24 protein-coding genes are annotated in these 20446 nt (G+C 61.8%); 14 read left to right on the forward strand and 10 right to left on the reverse strand.

Features of this window, described 5'->3' with window-relative positions; all coding sequences use genetic code 11:
• Positions 1-27: 27 nt before the first annotated feature.
• Both AC1DMA_RS19145 and AC1DMA_RS19150 read right to left on the reverse strand, forming a co-directional pair.
• Positions 28-753 carry a MarC family protein gene (locus AC1DMA_RS19145; protein WP_478145219.1) on the reverse strand — a complete coding sequence of 242 codons (726 nt, stop codon included), beginning with the start codon at positions 751-753 and terminating at the stop codon, positions 28-30.
• A 28-nt stretch (positions 754-781) separates the two neighbouring features.
• The gene (locus AC1DMA_RS19150) at positions 782-1150 is read right to left on the reverse strand and encodes a DUF1622 domain-containing protein (RefSeq protein ID WP_478128871.1); all 369 of its coding nucleotides are present in this window, start codon (positions 1148-1150) and stop codon (positions 782-784) included.
• A gap of 125 nt (positions 1151-1275) precedes the next feature.
• Here AC1DMA_RS19150 and AC1DMA_RS19155 point away from each other — a divergent pair, with 125 nt between their 5' ends.
• The gene (locus tag AC1DMA_RS19155) at positions 1276-1746 is read left to right on the forward strand and encodes a YidH family protein (protein ID WP_478128872.1); all 471 of its coding nucleotides are present in this window, start codon (positions 1276-1278) and stop codon (positions 1744-1746) included.
• Between the two features lie 33 nt (positions 1747-1779).
• Here the strand turns inward: AC1DMA_RS19155 and AC1DMA_RS19160 are convergent, their stop codons facing one another.
• The 3 genes from AC1DMA_RS19160 to AC1DMA_RS19170 all read right to left on the reverse strand — a co-directional run bounded on the left by AC1DMA_RS19160 (position 1780) and on the right by AC1DMA_RS19170 (position 4485).
• Positions 1780-2712 carry a formylglycine-generating enzyme family protein gene (locus tag AC1DMA_RS19160; RefSeq protein WP_478128873.1) on the reverse strand — a complete coding sequence of 311 codons (933 nt, stop codon included), beginning with the start codon at positions 2710-2712 and terminating at the stop codon, positions 1780-1782.
• 39 nt (positions 2713-2751) lie between these two features.
• Complete coding sequence (locus AC1DMA_RS19165; protein ID WP_478128874.1) at positions 2752-3423, reverse strand: response regulator transcription factor; 672 nt, start codon at positions 3421-3423, stop codon at positions 2752-2754.
• 165 nt (positions 3424-3588) lie between these two features.
• The gene (locus AC1DMA_RS19170) at positions 3589-4485 is read right to left on the reverse strand and encodes an SMP-30/gluconolactonase/LRE family protein (protein ID WP_478145220.1); all 897 of its coding nucleotides are present in this window, start codon (positions 4483-4485) and stop codon (positions 3589-3591) included.
• Positions 4486-4541: 56 nt separating this feature from the next.
• On the opposite strand from AC1DMA_RS19170, the gene AC1DMA_RS19175 reads away from it, so the two are divergent.
• The 5 genes from AC1DMA_RS19175 (at position 4542) to AC1DMA_RS19195 (ending at position 8996) form a co-directional block, all read left to right on the forward strand.
• On the forward strand, positions 4542-4931 hold the full coding sequence (locus AC1DMA_RS19175; protein WP_478128876.1) for a YkvA family protein: 390 nt from the start codon (positions 4542-4544) through the stop codon (positions 4929-4931).
• A 120-nt stretch (positions 4932-5051) separates the two neighbouring features.
• Complete coding sequence (locus AC1DMA_RS19180; RefSeq protein WP_478145221.1) at positions 5052-6524, forward strand: DUF1254 domain-containing protein; 1473 nt, start codon at positions 5052-5054, stop codon at positions 6522-6524.
• A gap of 951 nt (positions 6525-7475) precedes the next feature.
• Entirely contained in the window at positions 7476-7826 is a 351-nt protein-coding gene (locus AC1DMA_RS19185; RefSeq protein WP_478125295.1) for a hypothetical protein, read from the forward strand.
• Between the two features lie 81 nt (positions 7827-7907).
• A complete protein-coding gene (locus AC1DMA_RS19190) occupies positions 7908-8495 on the forward strand; it encodes a hypothetical protein (protein ID WP_478125296.1) in 588 nt (195 codons plus the stop codon).
• A 63-nt stretch (positions 8496-8558) separates the two neighbouring features.
• Complete coding sequence (locus tag AC1DMA_RS19195) at positions 8559-8996, forward strand: VOC family protein (RefSeq protein ID WP_478145222.1); 438 nt, start codon at positions 8559-8561, stop codon at positions 8994-8996.
• A gap of 54 nt (positions 8997-9050) precedes the next feature.
• Here the strand turns inward: AC1DMA_RS19195 and AC1DMA_RS19200 are convergent, their stop codons facing one another.
• Complete coding sequence (locus AC1DMA_RS19200; RefSeq protein ID WP_478145223.1) at positions 9051-9932, reverse strand: LysR family transcriptional regulator; 882 nt, start codon at positions 9930-9932, stop codon at positions 9051-9053.
• Between the two features lie 150 nt (positions 9933-10082).
• On the opposite strand from AC1DMA_RS19200, the gene AC1DMA_RS19205 reads away from it, so the two are divergent.
• Positions 10083-10469, forward strand: coding sequence for a carboxymuconolactone decarboxylase family protein (locus AC1DMA_RS19205; protein ID WP_478145224.1), 387 nt, complete (start codon positions 10083-10085; stop codon positions 10467-10469).
• Between the two features lie 85 nt (positions 10470-10554).
• On the opposite strand, the gene AC1DMA_RS19210 is transcribed toward AC1DMA_RS19205, so the two are convergent.
• Positions 10555-11460, reverse strand: coding sequence for a LysR substrate-binding domain-containing protein (locus tag AC1DMA_RS19210; protein ID WP_478145225.1), 906 nt, complete (start codon positions 11458-11460; stop codon positions 10555-10557).
• 87 nt (positions 11461-11547) lie between these two features.
• Between AC1DMA_RS19210 and AC1DMA_RS19215 the strand changes: the two genes are divergently transcribed.
• The 6 genes from AC1DMA_RS19215 to AC1DMA_RS19240 are packed head-to-tail and all read left to right on the forward strand — an operon-like array spanning position 11548 to position 17643.
• Entirely contained in the window at positions 11548-12354 is an 807-nt protein-coding gene (locus tag AC1DMA_RS19215; RefSeq protein WP_478145226.1) for a hydroxypyruvate isomerase family protein, read from the forward strand.
• Positions 12355-12363: 9 nt separating this feature from the next.
• On the forward strand, positions 12364-13698 hold the full coding sequence (locus AC1DMA_RS19220) for a Rieske 2Fe-2S domain-containing protein (protein ID WP_478145227.1): 1335 nt from the start codon (positions 12364-12366) through the stop codon (positions 13696-13698).
• Between the two features lie 24 nt (positions 13699-13722).
• Positions 13723-14706, forward strand: a complete 984-nt coding sequence (locus AC1DMA_RS19225) for a Bug family tripartite tricarboxylate transporter substrate binding protein (RefSeq protein WP_478145228.1) — start codon at positions 13723-13725, stop codon at positions 14704-14706.
• Positions 14707-14734: 28 nt separating this feature from the next.
• Complete coding sequence (locus AC1DMA_RS19230) at positions 14735-15583, forward strand: fumarylacetoacetate hydrolase family protein (RefSeq protein WP_478145229.1); 849 nt, start codon at positions 14735-14737, stop codon at positions 15581-15583.
• Positions 15580-16542: a PDR/VanB family oxidoreductase gene (locus tag AC1DMA_RS19235; protein WP_478145230.1), complete on the forward strand. Its 963-nt coding sequence runs from the start codon at positions 15580-15582 to the stop codon at positions 16540-16542. The genes AC1DMA_RS19230 and AC1DMA_RS19235 overlap by 4 nt, the downstream gene beginning before the upstream one ends.
• Before the next feature lie 24 nt (positions 16543-16566).
• Positions 16567-17643, forward strand: coding sequence for a tartrate dehydrogenase (locus tag AC1DMA_RS19240; protein ID WP_478145231.1), 1077 nt, complete (start codon positions 16567-16569; stop codon positions 17641-17643).
• A gap of 46 nt (positions 17644-17689) precedes the next feature.
• On the opposite strand, the gene AC1DMA_RS19245 is transcribed toward AC1DMA_RS19240, so the two are convergent.
• Positions 17690-18127: a GlcG/HbpS family heme-binding protein gene (locus AC1DMA_RS19245; RefSeq protein WP_478145232.1), complete on the reverse strand. Its 438-nt coding sequence runs from the start codon at positions 18125-18127 to the stop codon at positions 17690-17692.
• Positions 18128-18181: 54 nt separating this feature from the next.
• On the opposite strand from AC1DMA_RS19245, the gene AC1DMA_RS19250 reads away from it, so the two are divergent.
• On the forward strand, positions 18182-19132 hold the full coding sequence (locus AC1DMA_RS19250) for a LysR family transcriptional regulator (protein ID WP_478145233.1): 951 nt from the start codon (positions 18182-18184) through the stop codon (positions 19130-19132).
• Positions 19133-19149: 17 nt separating this feature from the next.
• Here the strand turns inward: AC1DMA_RS19250 and AC1DMA_RS19255 are convergent, their stop codons facing one another.
• Positions 19150-19542 carry a nuclear transport factor 2 family protein gene (locus tag AC1DMA_RS19255; protein ID WP_478145234.1) on the reverse strand — a complete coding sequence of 131 codons (393 nt, stop codon included), beginning with the start codon at positions 19540-19542 and terminating at the stop codon, positions 19150-19152.
• Entirely contained in the window at positions 19539-20432 is an 894-nt protein-coding gene (locus AC1DMA_RS19260) for an SDR family oxidoreductase (RefSeq protein ID WP_478145235.1), read from the reverse strand. The genes AC1DMA_RS19255 and AC1DMA_RS19260 overlap by 4 nt, the downstream gene beginning before the upstream one ends.
• Positions 20433-20446 lie beyond the last annotated feature (14 nt).

Consider the following 20446-nt stretch of genomic DNA (forward strand, 5'->3'; position numbering starts at 1 on the left):
CGCGCTGCGGCCCTGTGGCGGCCGCATTCACGAAGCGGCTCCCACGAGGCCGAGCACGCGCAAGGCGCCCAGCATGATCGTGATCGAAAGCGCCACCTGCATGACGCCGAGGACCGCGGCAAGCACCTGCAACACACCCACCACCGCGGGCCGCATGATCTCGCGCACGAAGATCATCCCGAGCAGGTTCAGCAGCATCACGAGCACCAGCATCGCCATCGTCAGCTCTGTGCGCTCGGCATCACCGCTCATCGAAAGCAGCAGGATCACGGCGGCAACGCCATAGGGCGTCACCAGCATCGGGAATGCAATCTTCATCGCGTCGGGCTGGACCGGCAATGCATCGGCGGGTGGGTGAACCTGCACCTCGTACTGTGCCAATACGCCCTGGAGCGCGACCACAAAAAATATCAGGCCCCCGGTAAGTTGGAGCGCACCGGGCGGCACCATCCACTTCGCGGCGAGCCAGCGACCGACAAAGCCTCCCCCGGTCAGCGCGACGATGCCGATGAGCGCGGCCTTCAATGCCAGTGCGCGCAAAGCCTTTGTACCCAGATTGCGCGTGGACCGCGCGAATGGCCCCAGCAGCTTGAGCGGCCCGAGCGTAATGAAGAACACGGTGAAGAGTTGAGCGGTATCGAGCGCGTAGCTTCCGCCGGCGGCGGACGCGGCGAGGGCCGTCAGAGGCAGCACAAGGCAAGCACCTGCGATGGCGGTGCAGCGAATGAAAGTGTGCAATCCGTTTTTGATCATGGGGCGTGCTGCGTTGGCTTGGCGGACGTCATCGCGTCTTGTTCAATTCGGCGTTCTCGCGGGCGATCCTTCGAGCTGACTCGAGATCGCGTCCCAGAAAAAAGCCGAGCAAAGTCCGGATGGCTGCGATGGCGCCCAGGCGACCGAGTTCGTCCCAACTGGGCGACACCACGGTCGCGGCGAGGTCCGCCGCGAGGAGAAACTCCAGGCCCACCATGATCCAGCGCGAGAGGCCCTGCCACACATCCAGCGCGACATCGGCGGGCGGACGGCGCGCGAGAAGACCTGCAATCAGGTTCTTCAACGCCAGCAGCGCGCCGAGCGCGAGCAGAACGAGCGTCGCGGCTTCGAAGAACTGCGACAGCGCGCGCGCCAGAGTGTGTAGCACYTCGTCCATGTGATTGAGGCTGCCCTGATCTTGTTTGCGATGTCAAATGCCGGAGCGGGCGGATTTGACGCTGTGACTACGCGCCTTTAGGATTCTCGACTCTCCAACAACGAGCATCTTGTGCTCCTTTGCGAATGACCGGAGACTCCATCGAGCGCAAGAAGGGAATGACTGCCGAGGAGATCTCCGTCGAGTTGTCTTCGCGCCGCACGGGGATGTCCTTCCAGCGGACCCGGATGAGTGCGGACCGAACGCTGATGTCGGTCATTCGAACCGCGCTGTCCCTGATCGGCTTTGGATTCACCGTCTTCCAGGTGTTCCAGAAGCTCAACGAGTCGCAGCTGTTGAAGAGCGGCGAGTTTCCTCGGCAATTCGGCGAGGCGCTCGTACTCATCGGCATCGCGATGCTGATTTCCGGCATCACCTATCACTCCAGCTTCATGCTTCAACTGCGCAGGGAGCGTGCGGCCTTGAAGGCGCAGGGCCTTATTCATGGAGAAAGCGGCTTCCCGCATTCGTTCACGCTCCTGGTGGCCGTCCTGCTGCTGGCGCTGGGATGCTTCGTGATCGTGAGCATGATCTTTCATGTGGGGCCGTTCGGCTGATCCCCTGAACGCAGCCACGCCGGCCGTCAAGATCTACGCCCCGCGCACGATGCACCGAAACCCGAGGTGACTTGTCGAGGTGTCGATCGGCTGGGGCATGCGCGCGGCCGGCCGATAGCGGCGGCAGTAGTTCGGCGCGCACAGGTGCGAGCCTCCCTTCATCACGCGTCGAGGGATGCGCACCTGCGGCGTGCGCGGATCGAAGCTGTCGTCCTTGTTGCCGCCGCGCGGGTTCTCCAGCGTGCAGCAGGCATGCGTGATCTTTCCGTGTTCCTGGTACCAATCGGTGGTCCATTCCCAGACGTTGCCGGCCATCTCGTAGAGCCCATAGCCATTGGGCGGGAACGAGCCGACGGGTGCCGTGCCCTCGAACCCGTCTTCGAGCAGGTTCTGCCAGGGGAATTCGCCTTGCCAGGTGTTGGCCATGGATTTGCCGTCGGGCGTGAGCTCGTCGCCCCAGCAATATTCCTTGCCTTCGAGGCCGCCGCGGGCGGCGTACTCCCATTCGGCTTCGGTGGGGAGCTCCTTGCCAGCCCACTTGGCATAGGCCTCGGCGTCCTCGAACCCCACGTGCACGACCGGATGCGCCCACAAGCCTTGCAGCGAACTGCCGGGTCCGCGTGGATGTCGCCAGTTGGCGCCCGCCTGATAGGTCCACCAGTTGTGCGGATTGCGGAGGTCGACCGGCCCTGGTGTCTTGCGGAAGACGACGGAGGAGGGTACGAGCATCGCCGGGTCGGCGCCGGGGTAGTCGTCCGGGTTCGCCGGGCGCTCGGCGAGCGTGACGTGGCCCGTGGCCTCGACAAAGCGCTTGAACTCGGCGTTGGTGACGGTGTGGGTGTCGATCCAGAAGCCCTTGACTGAGACCTTGTGCGCAGGAGCCTCTTCCGGGTAGTGGTGGTCCGACCCCATGAGGAAGGCCCCATCGGGAATCCAGGCCATGCCTGCGCGAGAGGGTTTGTTCACGATGGCTGTGATGGGTAGTGGGTGATGGGTGGCGGGGTATCAGGCGCCGACACGGCCAAGCTCGCCGGCGGTTGCGCCCAGTTGACCAGCGGCGCGCACGAGATCGGCCAGCGAAGTCACTTCCATTTTTTCCATGACGTGCGCGCGGTGGGCCTTGACCGTGCGTTCCGCCGCACCGAGTTCAGCGCCGATCTGCTTGTTGAGGGCGCCATTGACCACCATGTCGAGCACTTGCCGTTCACGGGGGCTGAGTCGCGAGTAGCGATTCTGCAGATCGTTGAGGCGACGCCGGGCCCGGCGTCGGGTGGCATCTTCGGCGATGGCCTTGTTCACTGCCGCCAGCAGCGCTTCGCCGTCAACCGGCTTGAAAAGAAAATCAGACGCGCCGGCTTTCATGGCGCGCAGGGTTTCGTGCACGGTGGCCTCGGCCGTCGCAAAAATCACGGGCAGCGGCTCCGGCTGCGTGGCGATCATTTCCTGGAGGTCCAGGCCAGTGGGGCCGGGCATGTGGATGTCGAGCACCAGGCATCCTGGCGCGGAGCCAATGCCTTCGAGCAGCATCGCGCCGACCGAGTTGTATTCCGCGACGCGGTGTCCGGCTGCGCGAAAGAGGCGCTGGACGGCGCGCCGGAAGGACGCGTCGTCATCAATCAAGCGGACGATCGGTGTTTCGTCCACGGGGTTCGGATTCAGGTCGGTCAGATCACTCATTCCACATCTCCAGGGCCACTGTCTGCCGGTGGCTATTAAGGTTTTGGGTGATTCGGCTGGAACCGAGGTGCATTGAACACGCAGCCCAAGTGCATGGCAACCTGCCCTTTGGTGTAAGGGGCTTGAAAATTAACGCCTTTGTTTTAAGAATGGAGGTTTTTTTCTTCAGCCCCGAAACGCGAATGTCGGCGATCCGGCGACGTCCAGGCGAACGGAGAAGAGGCCGCCTGCCTCGGGCTCGGCTTCTCGCTGGGCAGGAGTGAGTTCGCTGGTGGCGCTGGTGATGAAGAGAATGTCCAGATCAGGTCCGCCGAATGCGCAGTTGGTGATGTGGCTCGTCGGCAGTGCGATGCGGCAGAGTTCCTCGGCATTTGAGGGGTCATGGCAGGTGACACAGGCACCGCCCCAATGCGCGATCCAAAGTCTGCCGGCGGCATCGGTGGTCATGCCGTCCGGATAGCCGTCACCTCGAGCAAAGCGATGCCATTCGCGTTTGTTGGAGAGGGTGCCGCTGGCCGGCTCGAAGTCGTAGGCGTAGATGCGGGCGGTGACGGTGTCGTTGAAGTACATCGTTTTCCCGTCGGCCGACCACGTAGGACCATTGGTGACGGCGAAGCCTTCGTCATGCCTGGTGCAATTTCCGTCGGGATCGAAGCGGTAGAGCGAGCCTGTCGGCGCCTTGCAGGCGAAGTCCATCGTGCCACCCCAGAACCTGCCTTGCGAATCGCATTTGCCGTCGTTGAATCGGTTGTTCTCGAGTTCGGGCTCGGGCTGATGGAGGTACTCGGGCTTTGCGTCCGGCGCAGCGGGGTCGAAGAAGGCGAAGCCTCTGCGCAAGGTGACGATCAAGCCGGGTGCTGTCGCGCGTTCGGCGATGGCGGAGATCTCTTCGTCGAACTGCCAGATGGCGCGGGCATTCGTGACGGGGTCCAAGCGAAAGAGGCGGTGTCCGAGAATGTCTACCCAATAGAGCGCTTGCTCTTTCTGGGACCAGAGGGTGCCTTCGCCTAATGTCGCGGCGGCGGGCCAGATGCAGGTTGGTGCTTGCAGGATGGTTGGCATGTGGTTTCCTTGACTTGCCGCGGGATGGTAGCCAACGGGCTGGCATGCTTGCGCTCATGAGCATCGGCAGCAACTTGAAGAGCTGGGCCAAGCGAATCAAACGCGACGCAGTGACGCTTTGGTTCGCAGCCAAAAATCCTCGCACGCCTTGGTATGCGAAGGCATTGGGCATGTTCGTCGTGGCCTACGCGCTGAGTCCCATCGACCTGATTCCAGACTTTATCCCTGTGCTGGGCTATGTCGACGATGTCCTGCTGCTCCCTGTTCTGATCTGGCTGACCATCAAACTGCTACCGTCTGAAGTCCTGGCGGAATGTCGCACCCAGGCAGAAGAGTGGATGCAAACGAAGGGCGCCAAACCAAGCAGCCGGGCCGGCGCGCTCCTCGTCGTCGTCCTGTGGCTGGCCGTGGGCGTAGCGGTTTGGCTTTGGCTTGAGCCGCATTGACCTCCCCGGTCGTCTACTGCCCTTTAGGGAAGTTGTTGGCCGCCGACTTTCCCTTCATCATGAGCTGATCGTCCGTCCCTGACCGGTGGCGCACGGCTCAACACAATTTGGAGGACAGTGATGGCGAAGAGCGGTTTCGAGTCAATTCTCACTTGTGCCGTCGCGACGGCCTTTTTGCTGGCGGGCTGCGCCAGCAAGAACGATCCGGTGTCGCAAGGCGCAAAGGCCGATGCAGCCGCCGGCATCCCGGCCCCCAGCCTCGCTGAGACCAAGGCCATTGCCGAGGAGGCCTTCATCTACGGGCTGCCAATCGTGATGAACTACGCGGTGATGAACGAGTACGCCGTGGACAAGGGCGGCCCGCAGTTCAAGGCCCCCTTCAACCAGATCAAGAACGAACCCCGCGTCTTCACCTATCAAGACACGGCGGTCATCACGCCGAACAGCGACACACCCTACTCCACGGTCTGGCTGGACCTGCGGGCCGAGCCGATGGTTCTCACCGTGCCTGCGGTTGACAAGAGGCGCTACTACTCGGTGATGCTCAACGATGGCAACACCTACAACTACGGCTACATCGGCAGCCGGGCCACCGGCTCTGGGCCCGGCAGCTACATGGTGGTCGGACCCGACTGGAAGGGCGCCACGCCGCCGGGCATCAAGAAGGTATTTACTTCGACCACACCCTTCACGCTGGCTGCATACAGGACGCAGCTTTTCGATCAGAAGGACATGCCGAATGTTGTGAAGGTCCAAGCGGGCTACAAGGTGCAGCCGCTGTCCGCCTTCCTTGGGCAAACCGCGCCTCCACCTGCAGCGGCCATCAACTTCCTTCCCGCGACGACCAAGGGCATCAAGGCGAACTACTTCGAGTACCTGGACGCGGCGCTCCAATACGTTCCCACCACGGCGGAAGACAGAGACGTGCGAGCACGCATCGCGCGCATCGGCATCGGCCCGGGCAAGACTTTCCAGTTCAAGGACCTGTCGCTGGAGCACAAGGCCGCTGTCGGCCTCGGCATGAAGGAAGGCGACGCGAAAATCGACAAATTCCTGGCGAGCGGACAAAAGGATGTGAACGGGTGGAACATCGGATCGCTCTTCGGCGATCGCAACTTCTACAAGGGCGATTGGCTGAAGCGTGCTGCGGCTGCCAAGGGGGGCATCTATGGAAACGATGCGGTGGAAGCTGTCTATCCATTCACCCGCGTCGATGAGAAGGGCGAGCCGCTCGACGGTAGCAAGCACCGCTACGCGATCACGTTCCCGGCCGGACAGTTGCCGCCGGTCGATGCGTTCTGGTCAGTGACGATGTATGACGCCAACACTCAATTGCTGATCAAGAATCCGATCAACCGGTATCTCATCAACTCGCCGATGCTGCCTGGCATGAAGCGCAACCCAGACGGTTCGGTGACCCTCCATGTGCAGAAGGACTCGCCGGGCAAGGCGCTGGAATCCAACTGGCTGCCTGCTCCGGACGGTCCGATCTATCTGGTGATGCGGCTGTATTGGCCCAAGGAAACGCCGCCGTCTGTGTTGCCACCGGGCGGTGGAAGCTGGAAGCCGCCGGGGATCGTGGCTTTGAAGTAGCGGATTGGGGGTTTGCCCTTTTGTTGGGGCCGCCCGGTATGCGGTGCGGGCTGTGCGACCCCGCTGCGCCGGCCCTTCGGGCTTCCCTGCAGTGCTCGACTCAGGCGGGGTCCGCGTGAAACTCGCTGCGCTCAGACACACGCGGCCCTGATCCGCCTGAGTCTGCGCGCTTCGGCGGCGCAGAAGGGTCGCACAGCCCGCACAGCATACCGGGCTCTTTGGGTGTTCGGCGGGTCTGGGCGTCTCTGGCGCTGTCTCTCCGTCGCTGATGGTGAGAGGCTGCGCATGGATCACGATGGGGCTGGTGTGGAATGGGCCGCCGTGTGGACGATCTGCCACCGGCGTTCGACTTCCGAATCTACGACTGCATGCAATGCAGCCAGTTCGGTGCGGGTGAAGCAGCGATGGCTTTCGCGCACGTTCTCCACTTGCACGAGTAGACAGCGCAGGCATGAGGCGGCGTGATATGCCTCTTGCAAATTGTCCAGGGCAGCCGCAGCTTGCGTGGGCGGACCGGTGCGATGAGTTGAGGGTGCGTCTGGAGAGCGCGCGAGCGCGCAAGTGGGGTGTGCCATTGAATGGCCTCCGAAGTTGCGTCGCAAAGATGGCAATGGGCTGCTAAACCCGATCACGCCTTCACGTGATCGCGGGGAGTATATCGGCGGCACTTGCGCGGCCTTCAACGCAGAGTCATTGGCATCTTCAAAAGTGGTGGATGAAGTCTGTTGTCGCGCCGCGCGAGCTACAGATTCGGTTGAGATGCGAGCGCCAAACTGCCGAAGACGTAGACGCTGCTCGCAGGGACGGGCCCCTTGGATTGCGCTTTCGCGCGCGAGCGTTGGTCGAACTTATGCTCCGGTACTACTTAGTCGGCAGAATCCGCAATGCAGAGTCATCAAAAAATTGCCGACGAACTCTTGATCTTCAGACCTTCTCATTGCACGAATACCTATGAAACTAGCCCTATTCACGCGCCAACCAGAAAACCTGCCACAGCGTTATGAATGGGAAGGGCAATGGGTGGAGACGAATGCAGGCATAGCGTTCTGCCAGCCGTTCTCCAAAGACCGGCAAAAGACCGTCAGCACAATCGTGGTTGCTTTCAAGGCCTTGCAAGGCGGCTCGTCCGAAAGCTACGAGATGGCCTGGGAGGCTGACATCGTGGCCGTTGCGCAAAGCGCGCCTCCATATGAGATCTGGAGCAACGCTCCTCGGTTCGACATCTTCTACGCAAACGCGCGGAAGCTTGACGAAGTGCCGGAGAGAGCGCCGGGGCCGGGATTCATCCGGTACATCGAGTGACACACGTTGGGCCAACTCCGGACGTTGGCGGCTCAGGCGCGTCGGAGCGCTATCGACAACTGGTTGAGCATGGGAGGAATCATGGGCGATTGGGACTTTCTCTATGAAATGAACGAGCGTGGCTATAGCGCAGAGGAAATTGCCGATGCTGCCGGCTCTGGCGTAGCTCCTTGGCAGTGGGAGTACGTAAGCACCGAATGGATCGACGCTCAACTTGAAAATGAGTCAGAAGATGACGCCTACTCAATTGAGCCTTTTCAGAGCAGAGAGGGTTTTCCGTTCAGCGTCCTAGAGCAAACAGAGATCTTCCAAGACTTAGTCGACTGCGCGGCACGCCACTTCGAGAACACGGGCAGATACTTGCAGGTCTGGGGCGAACTGGGAGAAATCTACGCTGAGATCAAGTTTGGGCTTCGCCGCCACGCAACGCACTCGCCGGGCTCTGATGGCACGATCGCGGGCAAGCTTGTCGAGGTGAAGACCATCTCGCCTGAGAAGGGCAGCGATCGTGTACTCGTCAAGAGTCAAGGAAACTTTGAGCAGTTGCTCATCATCCGTATTGATCGAGATTTCCAATTCCAAGGCAGGCTCTTTGAAAGAACCGAGCTTAAGGGTGGTCTTGGCAAGTTCCTTCAAGGGCGACTCAAGAATGACAGGAGCAATTGTTAGCCGCTGGCGATCTCGGAGGGCCGCAGCCTCGCACGCAACTGATTAGATCCCAAGGAGACATGAATGACGGTCAAGCGCATGGACAACCTCGGCATCGTCGTGGAAGACCTCGATGCGGCCGTTGAGTTCTTCATTGAACTGGGTCTCGAACTTGAGGGGCGCGCCCCGATCGAAGGGGACTGGGCAGATGGCGTGACTGGATTGCGCGGTATGCGCGTCGAGATTGCCATGATGCGTACGCCCGATGGCCATAGCCGGCTGGAGTTGTCCCGCTTCGTCGCGCCGTCTGTGGTCGCAGACCATCGCAGCGCCCCAGTGAACGCTCTCGGCTACCTCCGCATCATGTTCGCCGTGGAGGACATCGACGATACGCTGGCCCGGCTCGTTGGCCGCGGCGCGACGCTCGTCGGCGAAGTCGTCCAGTATCAGGACATTTATCGGCTCTGCTATATCCGCGGGCCCGAAGGCATTCTCATTGGGCTCGCGCAGCAACTCGGCTAGCAGATCTCCCGAGAGAGTGGGTCCCTGCGCGAGCGCCTGGTCCCGTGGCGAGGGTCAGCAAACTAGGGCCACTGCGGTCAGTATGTCGCGTATTCCTGGCCGGTCCCCGCGCGTAACAAGCCCGATGCCGACAGCCAGTTCTTCGCCCTCGACCAAAGACCTGTAGACGACGCCCGCCCGTCTCAATCCAGTGAAAGACTTGGGCAGTAGCGCCACACCACGCCCGCTGGCCACTTCACCCAACAAGACGTGATGGTCCGTAGGCTCCCTGAGCTTTGAGGGGGCGAAGCCATGCCGGGAGAAGACCTTCTGGCAGTGGTCGTAGAAAGCGGGCTGTCGCGCCCGCTCAAACCAGAAGACCGATTCACCCGCCAGGTCTGCCAGACGAACCGCCTTTCGCTTGGCCAAGCGATTGGAAGACTGCATCGCTACCACCATCGGAAGGCGGTCGAATTCCAAGACATTCAACCCCTGCACATCTGTAGGCAATGCGACGAAGGCCGCATCGAGTTTCCCACCATGAAGACGGCGTACGAGCCGCGGTGAGGTATCGGACAGGATTGATACGACAGTTCCCGGGTGAGTTGCTTGAATTCGTTCTGCCAGTCCACGGAACCAGGTCGGCTCCGCTGCGCTAGTAAGGCCAAGCCTGAGGATTGCCGGCAAGTTCTGAGTCGCGAGCTCCGCTTCTGCCTCGCGGAGCAACCTCCCGATTTTGCGCGCATAGGGCAGCAGTCTCTGCCCGGCGTCCGTGAGGTTGACGCCCTTCGTGGTCCGGTCGAAAAGCCGAATTCCCAATCGTTCCTCGAGCTCGCGAATCGCCCGACTCAGCGGCGGCTGGGAGAGGTGAAGCGTCTCAGCTGCCTGGCGAAAGCTCAGTGCGTCTGCGACGGCAAGGAATAGCGCCAGTGCACGGGAATCCAAAAGACTCGACATATCAAAAAGGTATCACGAACTTGGTCATTCCACGTTCCCGGCGTCACCTCTAGAGTGAACGTCGTCAATTTTTTCAGAGGACTTCATGATGTTTTTCCGCCATGCCACAGCAACTGACAATTTTCGACGACATGAAAGAGGAGGTGCGCAATGAACCGGTACGAACGCGGTTCACGCATGCTGACCGCAGTGGATGGCCCAGCGGGCCTGGATGTGGTTCAGACGCTCGCAAAGTCATTTCCGGATTTCGCGCGCTATGTGCTCGAATTTCCGTTCGGCGACATCTACGCACGAGAAGGCCTGGGCTTGCGCGAACGTGAGCTGGCGACGGTCGCGGCGCTGTGCGCACTGGGTCATGTGCAGCCCCAACTCCGTGTGCATGTGCATGCAGCATTGCACGTTGGCTGCAAGCCTGCAGAAATCGTCGAAGTTGTAATGCAGATGGCGGTCTACGCGGGATTTCCGGCAGCGCTCAACGGGCTGTCTGTCGTGCGCGAAGTTTTCGCAGAAGCTGAAATTGAGCTTCCACTGACCTGAAGTCACACCGTCATGAACGACGCTCACGCCGGACTCCCGCATGTCTGCGGACTTGTGGGACGACGACCTCTCCGTGCGGGCCTGGTCATGCCGGCTCACCCAGGTTCTCCAGTAGAAATGTACGAAGGCTGTCCGCCGCGGGCGAAAGGTCTCTGCCTTTCAGGAAAAAGAGAGACAAGTGGCGATCCACCACTGGGGAAATCAGGGGACGCGCGACGAGGCCGAATGCGGGCAGCAGCGAAAGGGAGCGACTAGGCTGAGCCGTGATCCCGAATCCGCTTTGAACCATCCCCAGCGCAGTGGTGATGAATGACACTTCCAGGGCTGGATTGAGCACCAGTGCGGAAGAGTGCTGGAACAAGTCCGCTTGCAAGCGCCGGGTGAAGTCAGGTGTGAGGCTCACAAAAGGGTACTTGAGGGTCTGCGCCCAATTCACCCGCTTGTGCACAGCAAGAGGATGGTCGGGTCGACAGACCATCCACACCCGATCCTGCATGAGGCTTTGCTGCATGAGCTCGGGTGCGGCCTGCCGCTGAGGGGCGACTCCGAAGTCGGCCTCGCCACTGGCTACACGCGCGAGCGCTTGCTGGTTCAATGAGTCGAGGACGTAAACCGTCACCGCCGGAAATCTCTCCCGGTATCGACGGAGCACTTCAGGAAGGGTGGCGGCAGCATAGAGCGGAGTGCATGCGACGCGCACCGTCCCTCGCCGCTTTTGCTGCAAGTCCTGGGTGCTGACCAGCGCCTGCTCAAGGTCGGTCAGCACTTTGCGGGCTAGCGGATAGAACTCGGTGCCCGCGATCGACAGCTCCGTAGTGCGTGTGCTTCGGTCGAAGAGGCGCACTTCGATGTTTGACTCGAGCTCCTTGATGAGAAGACTCAGCGCCGAAGGCGTGAGGTGCAGCTTGCGTGCGGCGGCAGCAAATCCTCCAGCGTCCGCCACAGCGACGAATGCGCGGACCTKGCGCAATGAAACGTTGCCAATATTCATGAGAAAAACTCAACGCCCGCTAAAAATTGCTGGCTTGCCTCAACAATAAGGCAATCCTACGATTGGCCGCAACAAGGAGACCTCACGATGTTGCGATTCGATCCCAATCTGCGCTGGCTGTTCACGGAAGTGCCGATGCTCGAACGGTACGAGTCTGCGGCGAAGGCTGGATTCAAGGGCGTCGAAGTCGCCTTTCCGTACGAATATCCGGCGCAGGAAATTGCCGCGCGCCTTGCCGACAACGGGCTTTCGATGGTTCAGATCCTCTCGCCTTTCGACTGGAACGGCGGAGAGCGCGGGCTTGCCGCGCTGCCTGGCAGAGAGAAGGATTTCAGGTCCAGCATTCATGCTGCGATCGACTACGCGACGCAGGTGGGCGGGCCGATGATCCATGTCATGCCGGGCAACATGGGCCCCGAACTGGATCGGGTGCGCTGCATGGACTTGTTCCTGGAGAACATCGCCTGGGCGGCGGACCAAGCGGGCTCGCACGGCTTGACGCTGATCCTCGAGCCGTGCTGTCGCGCCCGGTTTCCCGATTTCCTGTACCACCGCATCGACGAGGGCGTCGAAGTCGTCAAGACCCTTGGGCGTGCCAACGTGAAGCTTTGCTTCGACACCTTCCACATCCAGATGGAGGAGGGGTCCATTGCCGACCGGATGCGCGCGGCCTGGCCCTACATCGGACATATCCAGGTCGGGAACGTGCCTGGGCGGCACGAGCCCGGTACGGGCGAGATCCATTTCCCGTACCTCTTCGACCTCATTGAAGAGCTGGGTTGGAAGGGCTGGGTCGGCTGCGAGTACGCACCCTCGCGCGAGACCCTGGACACGATCGCCTGGGGTGCGCCATACGGCATTCGAGACCCCCGGCATTCCATCGCAACCGCATAGGAGACAAACATGCTGAGTGCTTCCGACAACGAGATGCTGACCCGCACTGGCGCAGACACGCCGATGGGACAGTTCTTCCGTCGCTTCTGGCAGCCCATTGCGCTTTCGCGCGAGTTGCCTGAGCGCGATGGTGCGCCAATGCGCGTCAACATCATGGGTGAGCGGCTGGTGGCCTTTCGGAACAGTGAGGGGGTGGTGGGCCTTGTTGCCTCCAAATGCCCGCACCGGGGCGCCGACCTGTACTTTGGCCGCAACGAGAACTGCGCCATTCGCTGCGTGTTCCATGGCTGGCAGTTTGATGTGCAGGGCCGACCGATGGAGCTTCCCAATGTGCCTCCTGACGCGAGCTATCACGAGTCTCTCCGCCTGAAGGCGTATCCGACGCGCGAATACGGTGACATCGTTTGGGCCTACCTGGGTCCCGATCCTTGGGAGAGAACGCTGCCGGAAGTGCCGAGGCTTGAGTTTGGTGCGTTGCCGGCGTCGCACCGGTTCGTGACGAAGAAGCTCCAGGAGTGCAACTGGGCACAGTCCATCGAAGGTGCATTGGACACCTCACACTTCTCGTTCCTGCATATGCCGGCGCCGGGCGTTCCCTCCAACTCGAATCCGGATGCGCCAGCGGACGAGAAGCGCCTGCGCTGGATACGCGAGGACCCATTGCCGAAGTTTTCCATCCTCGAGCACGAGGTTGGCTTCGTGGTCGGAGGAGCTCGACGCGCCGACGACGGTGTTCGCTACTGGCGCAGCGCGCAGTACGCGGTGCCTTCACACAGCACCACGCCTTCAACGCTGCCGGGCGAAACTCACTTCGGTTACACCTGGGTGCCGATCGACGATGAGAACTGCTGGATCTACACCTATGCCTGGAATCCCGACCGGCCACTCACGGAGGACGAGGTCAGCAAGTTCGGCAGCGGACATGGCGTTGTTGCGGAGGTCGATGCGAATTTCATCCCGATCCGTAATCGATCGAACGAATACCTGATCGACCGGCACCAACAAAAGCACATCAGCTTCACGGGTGTTCGCGGCGTTGCTGAACAGGACGCCATGATCCAGGACAGTCAAGGACGGATCGCGGACCGGACGCAGGAGCATCTTTCCGCCTCGGACGCCGCAGTGGTGCGATTCCGCCGAACGGTCCTGACTGCGGCCAAGGCGCTTGCAGCCGGGATCGAGCCCAAGGCTCCGATGAACCATGAGGCCTACAGGCTGCGTTCGGGCAGCTGGTTTGCCTCGGAAGGCGTGTCCTTCGAGCAAGTCATGCTGGAGCGCTTTGGCGACCCAGTCGGGCGGATCGCCCCCGAAAAGGCGGCCGGCAATCTCGCGACCGCGAAGTAAACAGAATCGACAGGAGACTCCACGATGATTTCGACCTATTTCCGCTGGCGGCGTGCCTTGGCGCTTGCCGCCTGCGCCTTGATCGGAGCAACTGGCGCATTCGCCCAGAACTACCCGGCCAAGCCCATCAAGCTGATTGTTCCGTACGCCGCCGGCGGCTCGACTGACGCGACTGCGCGCCTGCTGGCCAAGTCGCTGACCGAGCGGCTCGGTCAGCCCATCGTGGTCGAGAACCGGGCTGGTGCCGGAGGAAGCATCGGACACGAATACGTGGCAAAGGCTCCGGCGGACGGCTACACGCTGCTGTTCAGCGCGGCCGGGCCCCTCACGGTGACCCCCCATACCTACCCCAAACTCGCGTACGAGCCCGTGAAGGGTTTCGAGCCGATCACGCTGGTGGCAACCCAACCGCTTCTGCTGGTCGTGAACCCGGCGCTGAAGATCACCAAGGTCGACGACCTGGTGCGGGAGGCCAAGGCTCACCCGGGCAAGGTGACGTACGGCTCGTTTGGCAACGGCAGTGCGGCGCACCTCGCAGGCGAATACTTCAAGAGTCTCGCCCACGTCGACATGGTCCACGTGCCTTACAAGGGAAGCGGACCCGCATTGGTGGACTTGGTGGCCGGCCAGATCGATGTCATGTTCGACGTTTTCTCGACTTCGGCGCCGTTGGTGAAGGCTGGAAAGTTGCGCGCAGTCGCGATCACGTCCACAGAGCGTTCGCCCCAATTCCCACAGGTCCCGACCATGCAAGAGGCGGGCATCGAAGGGTTCGAGGCGGGCACATGGTTCGGATTGCTTGCGCCAGCGAACACGCCTCAGCCCATCATCGACACCCTTTCCAACGCGACGAAAGCGGCGCTGAAGGAGAAAGACCTTCGCGACGTCCTCTCGTCTCAAGGCGCCTCCGTGGCGGGTGGAACGCCCGATCAATTCAAGCGCTTCTTTCTCTCCGAATACGACAAGTGGGGAAAGATCGTGAAGTCGGCAGGCATCACCGTCGATTGACGCAATCAGCAAGTCCAACCGAGTTCATATGAAGCTTCTGAGCTATTTCCATGGAGGCGCCTCGAGCTGGGGTGCCATCTTCGACCAGCGTATCGTCGACCTGCAGGCAGCTGCGAACGGGCGCTTTCCGACGCTTCGAAGCGCCCTGGCCAAGATGAGCCTGAGTGAGATCGAGGACCTCGCGAGATCCCGCCCCGCGACCATCCCTCTCGATCAAATCGAGTACCTGCCTGTGGTTCCCGATGCGCCTCGAATCTTCTGCATAGGTTTGAACTACGACGAGCACCGAATCGAAGCCAAACGGGAGACGACCACGCAACCAACGGTATTCCTGCGCGTGACCTCGTCGCAACTCGGGCACCAGCAGCCGATCGTCCTCCCCAGAGAGTCGACTTCGCTCGACTACGAAGGAGAGATCGCCGTTGTCGTTGGCAAGGGTGGCCGGCGAATCGATGAGAGCGCGGCTTGGGAGCACGTGGCGGGCTACGCGCCTTACAACGACGGCTCGATTCGCGACTGGCAATCGCACACGACGCAATGGACTCCCGGAAAGAACTTTCCCGACACTGGCGCGTTCGGCCCATGGCTCGTGACGCGCGGCGAAATCGGCGACGGTCAGGAGCTCAGTCTGACCACCCGCCTGAACGGAACGGTGGTGCAGCACGCGACAACCGCACAACTGATCTTTCCGATTCCGCGGCTGATCAGCTACATCTCGACCTTTACCGCGCTGGAGCCGGGTGACGTCATTGTCACGGGCACACCCGGAGGCGTCGGCTTCAAACGCCAGCCGCCCCTGTTCATGCGGCCGGGTGACCGCGTGGAGGTCGAGGTCGAGGGCGTTGGCACGTTGATCAACCCTGTGCAAGCGGAATGAGCAACTCGTCGCTTCTGGATGTTCGCGTCGCGCGACGGAACCTGGTTGCCGAGGACATCTGTGCGCTCGAACTGGAGCGCCCCTCGGGTGGCGCGCTCCCGCCGTTCGAGCCAGGTGCGCATATCGACGTGCACCTGGACGGACTGGTGCGGCAATACTCTCTGCTCAACCACCCGTCCGAGCGCTTCAAATACAAGATCGCTGTGCTGCGCGCAATCGATTCTCGCGGTGGTTCGATCAAGGTGCACGAGCGTTTGAACGAGGGCCAATGCTTCAAGATCAGCGCCCCTCGAAACCACTTTCAATTGCAGCCTTCGCCCTTTGCTCTTCTGATTGCGGGCGGCATAGGTATCACGCCGCTCATGGCCATGTCGGCCGAGCTTGCGGCTGCGGGGTCGCGATTCGCCTTGCACTATTGCGCGCGATCGCGAGCCAGAATGGCGTTTGCCGAAGAGCTTCTAGGCGCACCGTTTTCAAGCTCGGTGTCCTTGCACCTCGATGACGAAGCCGGGACGAAGTTCGACGCCCGTGCAGTCTTGAGCGAGGCGCCTGCCGGTGCGCGCCTGTATGTATGCGGACCGCGTGGCTTCATGAAGCATGTTCTCGATACGGCCCGCGACTTGGGGTGGGGCGAGGACCGGGTGCATTTCGAGCACTTCCAGCCGGTCGCTGCACCGGACAACAGCAAGGAAGCGGCATTTGAAATCCTGGCTGCGCGAACAGGAAAGCGCGTGACAGTCGCGGCCACTGAGACCGCCTTGAGCGCGCTTGCCCGGATCGGAATCGTCGTGCCGACATCCTGCGAGCAGGGCGTATGCGGCACGTGCCTGACGGACGTACTCGAAGGCGTTCCAGATCATCGGGACATGTTTCTCACTCCCGAGGAGCGAACCCTGAACAACCAGTTTCTTCCGTGCTGCTCGCGTGCGTGCAGCGACAGCTTGACCCTTGACCTTTGATTTCCGGATTCGAGAGACTCGCCCATGACCAAGACCCACCGCAGAACGCTCAAGATCGCCAGCATCCCCGGTGACGGCATCGGCAGGGAAGTGATGCCCGAGGGTCATCGCGTGCTCGAAAAGATTGCGAGCCGGTTCGACCTCGATCTGCAGTTCACGCACATCGAATGGGCCAGCTGCGACTACTACCAACGCCATGGCGACATGATGCCGCCCGACTGGAAAGCCCAGCTCGAAGCGCAGGATGCCATCCTGTTCGGTGCTGTAGGCTGGCCCGATACGGTTCCGGACCACGTCTCGTTGTGGGGGTCTCTTCTGAAGTTCCGACGTGAGTTCGATCAATACATCAATCTCCGACCGGCACGATTGTTCGAAGGTGTACCGTGCCCTCTGGCCGGCCGCAAGGTAGGTGATATCGACATCTACATCGTGCGCGAGAACACGGAGGGCGAGTACACCAATCTCGGCGGTGTGATGTATGCCGGCACCGAGCGCGAAATCGTGGTTCAGGAGACTGTGATGAGCCGCTTCGGAGCCGACCGTGTGCTCAGGTATGCCTACGAACTGGCCCAGTCACGGCCTCGCAAGCGGCTGACGGTGGCTACCAAGAGCAACGGGATCGCGATCAGCATGCCGTGGTGGGACAGCCGCGCCGATGCAGTCGGGGCGGACTACCCGGAGGTTCAGGTCGACAAACAGCACATCGACATCCTCACTGCGCGCTTCGTGCTGCAGCCGCAGCGATTCGATGTGGTGGTGGCAAGCAACCTGTTCGGTGACATCCTTTCGGACCTGGGGCCCGCGTGCACTGGCACCATCGGCCTGGCGCCGTCAGCCAACTTGAATCCGGAGCGCAGCTTTCCCTCTCTTTTCGAACCTGTGCACGGCTCCGCTCCGGACATCTACGGAAAGGGCGTAGCCAATCCGATCGCTATGATCTGGTCGGCCGCTTTGATGCTGGATTTCCTTGGACAGCGTGAAGCACATGACGCAATCTTGAGGGCGATCGAGCATGTACTGCGTGAAGGGCCACGCACGGCAGATCTTGGAGGCAACGCGAGCACCAAGGAACTCGGACAAGCGATTGCGGCGTTGATCTAAGAACAGGCGGTGCAGAAGGCGACCGGCTGCTCCAGCGCCTGGCGAATCAACCGGCGTCCGCCATCGCCTTGGCCCCTGCGGCGGCAACCTGCGCGTCTTGCGTCGATTGCATGCCCGATACGCCGATCGCTCCGACCAACTGGCCTCCCAACAACAGCGGCAGCCCTCCTTCGAGTGGGCATGCGCCCTGCGTAGCCAACAGCCTGAGATTGATGCCGCCGGCGGTCAATGCTTCCTCGAACACCTTGGTCGGGCGCTTGAACCGCACGGTGCTTTCTGCCTTGGCCTGCGCAATGGGGACGCTCCCGGTCTGGGCTTGATCCATCTTGTGCAAGACGACGAGATTGGCGCCGCTGTCCATGACCGCGATGACCATGGGCCAGCCGTTGACCTTCGCTTCGGCCTCTGCAGCAGAGGCGATCATCCGCGCAGTGTCGAGCGACAGGGGCGGGCCGTATGGAATGATGTGTGAAACCGAGCTCATGTCGAGATCCGTGCAAGTGAATGAAGCACGCGATGCTAGGGGCCGGACGATCTCATGCCTATTCCTCATTCCTTCGCATCTGCTGTGCACAAATCACCCGATCAACGCATTTCCTCGGCGCAGACGGCGTCTGCATTGGACGACGTTCGCTTCTTCCTGGCGGTGGCTCGCGAAGGGAGCTTGTCCGGCGCCGCGCGAACATTGAATGTCGAGCACTCCACGGTCGCGCGGCGTGTCGGTGCACTGGAGGCGAGTCTCGGCGTGCGCTTGTTCGACCGGCTTCAGAGGAGCTGGACGTTGACGAGCGAAGGCGAAGCGCTCATCGCTCCGGCGGAGCGTCTGGAGCACGAAGCCTTGGCGTTCACCCGGGCAGCCGCGGCGGCCACGAGCCTTGAAGGAACAGTCCGGATATCCGCCCCGCCGGTGTTCGCGAGCCAGTTCCTCGTGCCTCACCTGTCACGCTGCGCCGACCGCTGGAAGGGGATCGAGCTGGATCTCGTCGGCGAGGCTCGAACGGCCAATCTCCACCGGCGCGAAGCCGACGTTTCGCTTCGCTTCATGCGGCCTGACGAACCCGGCTTGGCCGCACGCAAGTTGGGAGAATTGAGCTTTCGGCTCTATGCGACGCCGGCGTGGCTCGCCGGGGCCGAGTCGGAATGGACCTTCATTGGCTATGGCGAGCCGATGAGCGAAGTGCCTCACCAGCAGTTGCTTGCGCGCATTGCCGGGGACCGACCCTTCGTCCTGCGAAGCAACGATCTTGCGGCGGTCCACCAGGCGTGCCGAGCCGGCATGGGGCTTGCGATGCTCCCCACTTTCATCGCAAGGCCGGACAACGGCCTGATCGAAGTGCCATGCCCACCAGGCCCACCAGGCCCGGAGCGCCCCTTGCTGCGAGAGATATGGTGCGTCGTGCACCCCGACGTTCGTCGTTCGCCGCGTGTCAGGTTGATGGTGGACCTGCTTGGGCAACTGATCCAGGAGAGTTCCGCGGCGCTGGTTTGAAGCATGCGCGGCAAGTCTCACTTGCCTGCCTCGAGCCTCGCGGTCATCTTCTGCTGCACCACGCCGATGGCCTTCAGTGGCCTGACCATCACCTTGAAGTCGACGACCTGGCCGGCGTCATTCCATCTGACGATGTCCACCGCGTTGACGGTCACGCCGTCGATGACGCTCTCGAACTCAAGCATCGCATCCCTGTCGCCGAAGAGCTTGCGAACGACGTGGAAGGTCGGATTGAAGAAAGCGTGCAGCGCGGCCTCCAGGTAACGCGCTGCAAGTTCCCTGCCGCGTTGCGGCGAGTGAACGATAGGAGAGTGGAACACCACGTCATCGGCGAGCAGATCTCGCAGACCGCTCGGGTCTTGCGTAACGACCATGCGATGCCACGCGTCGAGTGGGTTGGTAGCAGTCAATTTGCGCCCCTTTCATCGTGAGTGAATGCGGTTGCAGGCTTTGCCACACGCCTGACGGTGCCTTTGGGTTCGTCGATGTTGGCGGCGAGCCATTCATGCCAGGCGGTGGTCCCCTTGCGGCCGTGCGCTTCGGCAAAGCCCAGCCGGACCGCCGTCTGTGGAGCGACATCGAAGCCGATCACGCGCTTCTTCAGGCGGCGCGCTTGCAGATACTGGCGGGCAAGAACCGGGAGCGGCAGTGCTGCGGGCCCGCCGATCTCGTCACGCATACCGCGCCTGCCGTCGCCGACGCAATCGACGAGATACGACGCGACATCGGCGGTGTCCACCGCATCGACGACAACGTTTGGGAGGATCCACCAAGGCATCCACCGCATGCTGGCGAAGAGACGTGCAAGCAGGTAGTAGAACGGTCCGGCGCGCACCACGGACCAGGAAACATCCGATTCTCGGACCAGCATTTCGCCTTGCAGTTTTACCTTGCTGTAAGGCAGCGAAGCAGCCTCGCTGAGCCCGACGATGGACACGTGCAGAAAATGCTGCACCCTGGCGTTGCGGCATTCGCGCAGCAGCCGGCCCGTTCCGTCCACGTCCACCGCTGAAGGCGTGGCGAAGAGGTCCACCAGCCGGATCCGGCCGCGCTGGGCGATCGGGGAGAAGGTTGCAGCGTTGATGACCGTGGTCACGCCTTCAAGCGCTTCGCTCAGGCCGGCCCCGGTGGCGAGGTCGCCGCGGGCCCATTCGACGCGCGCGTCGCGGCCCGGCAGCCTGGCCAGGACTCGCACCCGTTTGCCCCGGGCCAGCAGTTGGCCCACGATGTCTCGACCGAGATGCCCGGTACCGCCTGTGACGAGAACGCGTTGTTCATCTGTGCTGGTGTGTTCAAGCATATTTCCTTCCAACG

This window comes from Variovorax sp. 05N34 (assembly GCF_056397405.1).